We start from the raw sequence: 3,794 nt of genomic DNA, 5'->3' as shown, positions 1-3,794 counted from the left end.
CATCAACGTACGAGTACATTCATCCTAATCTGGTTGGGGGGGAGCGGCATTACCTTCTTGGTAAGCATACCGGCAAAAAAGCGATTGTACATATTTTACAGTCAATGGGGCATGATCTTGGGGAAGAACAGATCTGCTGGATACTGGATCAGGTGAAGGCGAGGGGCGAGCACAAATGCTGCATCACTCATGATATCCTCCTCCAGCTGATTCATCAGGCTGAACTGGAGGTTCTCGCATGAGTTTGACGCTCACTGAAAGGATTCTTGGTGGAAGTGCCGGAGAGTACGTTGATCGGCGGGTGGATCGTGCGTACGTACATGATGGTACCGGTGTCCTCACCCTTGAGGCATTCCGATCTATGGGTGTGCAGGCGGGTATGAATCCGGAGCAGATTTCGGTCCTCTTCGATCACATCTGCCCGGCAAATACCGGGCTCACCGCCGATCTCCAGCGTGAACTCAGGCAGTATACACGCTCTGCAGGAATGCAATTCTCTGACTGCGGCGGCGGCATCTGCCACCAGATTATGAGTGAGGGGCGTATTCTTCCCGGAGAGGTGGTGGTGGGAGCTGACTCCCACTCCTGTACGGGAGGAGCATTCGGTGCCTTTGCCACCGGTGTCGGTGCAACAGATATGGCCGCGATCTGGGCATCAGGTGAGACCTGGTTCCGGGTGCCTGAGACGATCGGCATCACGCTTGAGGGAAGGCTTTCCGGTGCCGCAGAGGCAAAAGATCTCGCCCTCTCTGTTGTGTCGCGTCTTGGTATGGAAGGGGCGACATACTGCGCCCTTGAATACAGGGGTGAGGGTGCTGCGACACTCTCTATGGAGGATCGGCTCTGCATCTGCAACATGGGTGTTGAGACGGGAGCAAAGAATGCGATCTTCTCTGCTGATCTGGTCTGCCGGGAATACCTTGGGTCATATGGACATTCAATCGATCTCCAGATCCCTTCAGACTGTAGCTACCATCGTGAGGTGACAATCGATCTCGATGAAATCGTTCCTCTCGTGGCCCCTCCGCACCGTGTCGACTCCGGCAAGCCTGTCGGCGATCTCGCGGGAACCGAGGTGGATCAGGTGCTCCTTGGCACCTGCACGAACGGGCGCTACAGCGATCTGAAGAGATTTGCAGATATTGTCCGTGGCAGGCAGGTGAAGGTGCGGACAATAGTCGTTCCTGCATCACGGGATGTGCTTCTTCAAGCCACACGGGATGGAATCTTTACTGATCTTGTTGCCGCGGGATGCACAGTGGTCTCTCCCGGATGCGGCCCCTGCCTTGGCATGCATAACGGTGTGCTTGGGGATAGCGAGGTCTGCCTTTCAACCGCAAACCGCAACTTCAAAAACAGGATGGGAGTCGGAGGCTTGATCTACCTTGCCTCACCGTCGACAGCAGCTGCAACCGCACTTGCCGGCTGCATCACTGATCCGGAGGTGCAGGTATGATTACAGGGCAGGCAATATGCCTCGGACCAGATATCGACACTGATCTCGTCATTGCCGGACGGTACCTCAGGACAAAGGATCGGTCTGTCTGGGGGACACATGTCTTTGAAGATCTCGATCCCTCACTTGCCGGGAGATTGTCGGGTGCGGTCATTGTTGCCGGGAGGAACTTCGGGTGTGGCTCATCACGCGAACAGGCGCCGGTTGCGCTCAGGGAGGCAGGGGTTGTTGGCGTCATCTCTCCTCTCTTTGCCCGCATCTTCTTCAGGAATGCAATCAATGTCGGCCTGCCGGTGCTTGAGGCGGATCTCACCTGCCGGGATGGCGATCAGATCGCAATCAACCTCTATGAAGGGGTGATAGAAGTGGCAGGAGCCCGCTATTCCTTCACCCCGCTTTCCCCCCGGATGCGTGATATTCTGGATGCCGGTGGACTCGTCCCCTACTGGAGGGGTAAGGCATGATCTTCCCGCCGGAATGCAAGGTGGTCGGCCATGCCTTTGGAAAGCCTGTCGGAGACAAAGTGTACTTCCTCTCCGAATACCTTGTCAAGCGGGTTCGGGATGGGTTTGAACTCCTCAAGGTGACGCCTGACCCGGATGGCACCGGAATGATGCGGAAGATCCTCCATGAGGAGGTGCTCGCAACCGTAGAAGAGACGGTAATGTACTCGGAGCGGGTGAACCAGCACAATCGTGCGGGTATGGTCAGGCGTGCCCTCTCAACAGGAAAACGCTGCACGATCTTTGGGGCAATGGACGAACATATGAACTTCGTCCTGGATCCCGACCTCTCTCTCTTTGAAACCGTGCATGTCTATGATATCAGGCCCCCACGGGCCAATCTCTCGGTGACGATCGAGAGCCTTGAAGAAGAGGGGCTTCTTGGAGAGCTGAACTGCGTCTTTGATCATCATGTCCGGGATATCTCCAGAATTGATGCCGATGTCTTTCCCTGCCGGGCAGGAGGATTTGAGAAGACCCTTGACATGGATCCGATGGAGGGAGGTGAGCGGGTGGCGGGCTGCCTGACAGGCCGACAACTCTACCAGGAATGTTATGGTAACAACTTCACTTCCATTGATATCTGTCCGCTCTCCTCTGTATCGCAGGAGCCATTTATTGCACGATGCTGCAGGAAGGAACGGAGTGGTGTCGGTATATACAATGGCTATTTTGGTGCGGTTGTCCACTGGGGTGCATCACCAAAGATGGTTCTCGATGCAGTCTATGAGATGATGGAGCTCTGGAGAAGGAAGCAATGACCAAAATAGCACTCGTGCCGGGCGATGGGATCGGGCAGGAGGTGATCCCGGTTGCCTGGGATCTCATCGGATCGCTCCACCCGGAATTTGATTCTTTTCAGGTGGAGGTCGGGTATGCCAGATGGCAGAAGAGTGGTGTCGCGTGCACAGACGATGATATCACTGCATTGAAAAGCGCAGATGCGATCCTTTTTGGTGCGATCACCACGCCCCCGGATCCCTGTTATCAGTCAGTCATCCTCGGGATCCGGCAGGCACTTGATCTCTATGCAAACCTCCGTCCGGTGAAAGGCGACAACGTTGACATTATGATCGTGAGGGAGAACTCCGAGGGCCTGTACTCCGGTATCGAATGGCGGGAGAAGGATCGCGCCTGTACCGTCCGTGTCGTCTCGGTTGAGGGGAGCAGGCGGATTGCACGGGTTGCCATCCGGCTCGCAGGGGAGCGCGGCTGCCTCCTGACGATCGGGAACAAGGCAAATGTCATCAAATCCGACGTGCTCTTCCGTGACATCTGCTGTCATGAGGCAGCAAAAGCAGGCATCTCCTTTGAGGCATGCTACATCGATTCACTTGCCCTTGACGTTCTCCTCCATCCTGCAAGGTATGGCGTCATCGTTACCACAAACATCTTCGGGGATATCCTCTCGGATGTCGCCGGGTATCTGGTAGGCGGGCTGGGCATGCTCCCCTCGGCTAATATCGGGGATCGATATGCGCTCTTTGAGCCGGTACATGGCTCGGCACCGGATATCGCAGGGAAGGGAATTGCAAACCCGGTTGCTGCGATCAGGAGTGGGGCAATGCTTCTTGAATACCTCGGTTTCCGGGATGATGCCGGGCATATCGAAGCTGCCCTCCAGGCTGTTATCGGGCGCGGGATCAAGACTCCCGATCTCGGAGGAACTGCAACCACGGAATCATTTGGGGAAGCAGTAAAGGCAGAGCTTGGGATCTGATCCCGGGCGGACTGCCTTCTCCCATATCTTTTCTTCATCTGCCGGAGTAGTATACCAGTATGGTAACCGTCGGCGTCCATGTCTCGATCGCAGGCTCGATCGACCTTGCCGTATC

General features: G+C 55.9%; 4 protein-coding genes and 1 pseudogene. All 5 read left to right on the top strand.

What is annotated here, in order from left to right; translation table 11 throughout:
* Positions 1–242 (top strand): annotated as a pseudogene (gene aksA / locus QCH34_RS08495) (homoaconitate hydratase); the annotation flags it as partial.
* Complete coding sequence (locus tag QCH34_RS08490; RefSeq protein ID WP_300332838.1) at positions 239–1,456, top strand: 3-isopropylmalate dehydratase/homoaconitate hydratase family large subunit; 1,218 nt, start codon at positions 239–241, stop codon at positions 1,454–1,456. The pseudogene aksA and the gene QCH34_RS08490, both read left to right, overlap by 4 nt.
* On the top strand, positions 1,453–1,920 hold the full coding sequence (locus QCH34_RS08485) for a 3-isopropylmalate dehydratase (RefSeq protein ID WP_300332836.1): 468 nt from the start codon (positions 1,453–1,455) through the stop codon (positions 1,918–1,920). Before QCH34_RS08490 ends, QCH34_RS08485 begins: the two co-directional genes overlap by 4 nt.
* Positions 1,917–2,720, top strand: a complete 804-nt coding sequence (locus tag QCH34_RS08480) for a hypothetical protein (RefSeq protein WP_300332834.1) — start codon at positions 1,917–1,919, stop codon at positions 2,718–2,720. The genes QCH34_RS08485 and QCH34_RS08480 overlap by 4 nt, the downstream gene beginning before the upstream one ends.
* A complete protein-coding gene (locus QCH34_RS08475) occupies positions 2,717–3,679 on the top strand; it encodes an isocitrate/isopropylmalate family dehydrogenase (protein ID WP_300332832.1) in 963 nt (320 codons plus the stop codon). The genes QCH34_RS08480 and QCH34_RS08475 overlap by 4 nt, the downstream gene beginning before the upstream one ends.
* Positions 3,680–3,794: the final 115 nt, after the last annotated feature.

The sequence above is a fragment of the Methanocalculus sp. genome (genome assembly GCF_029762515.1).
In the GTDB taxonomy this organism is placed as follows: domain Archaea; phylum Halobacteriota; class Methanomicrobia; order Methanomicrobiales; family Methanocorpusculaceae; genus Methanocalculus.
The sequence above is the reverse complement of the archived record's forward strand: the minus strand, read 5'-3'. Positions and strand labels throughout refer to the sequence as shown.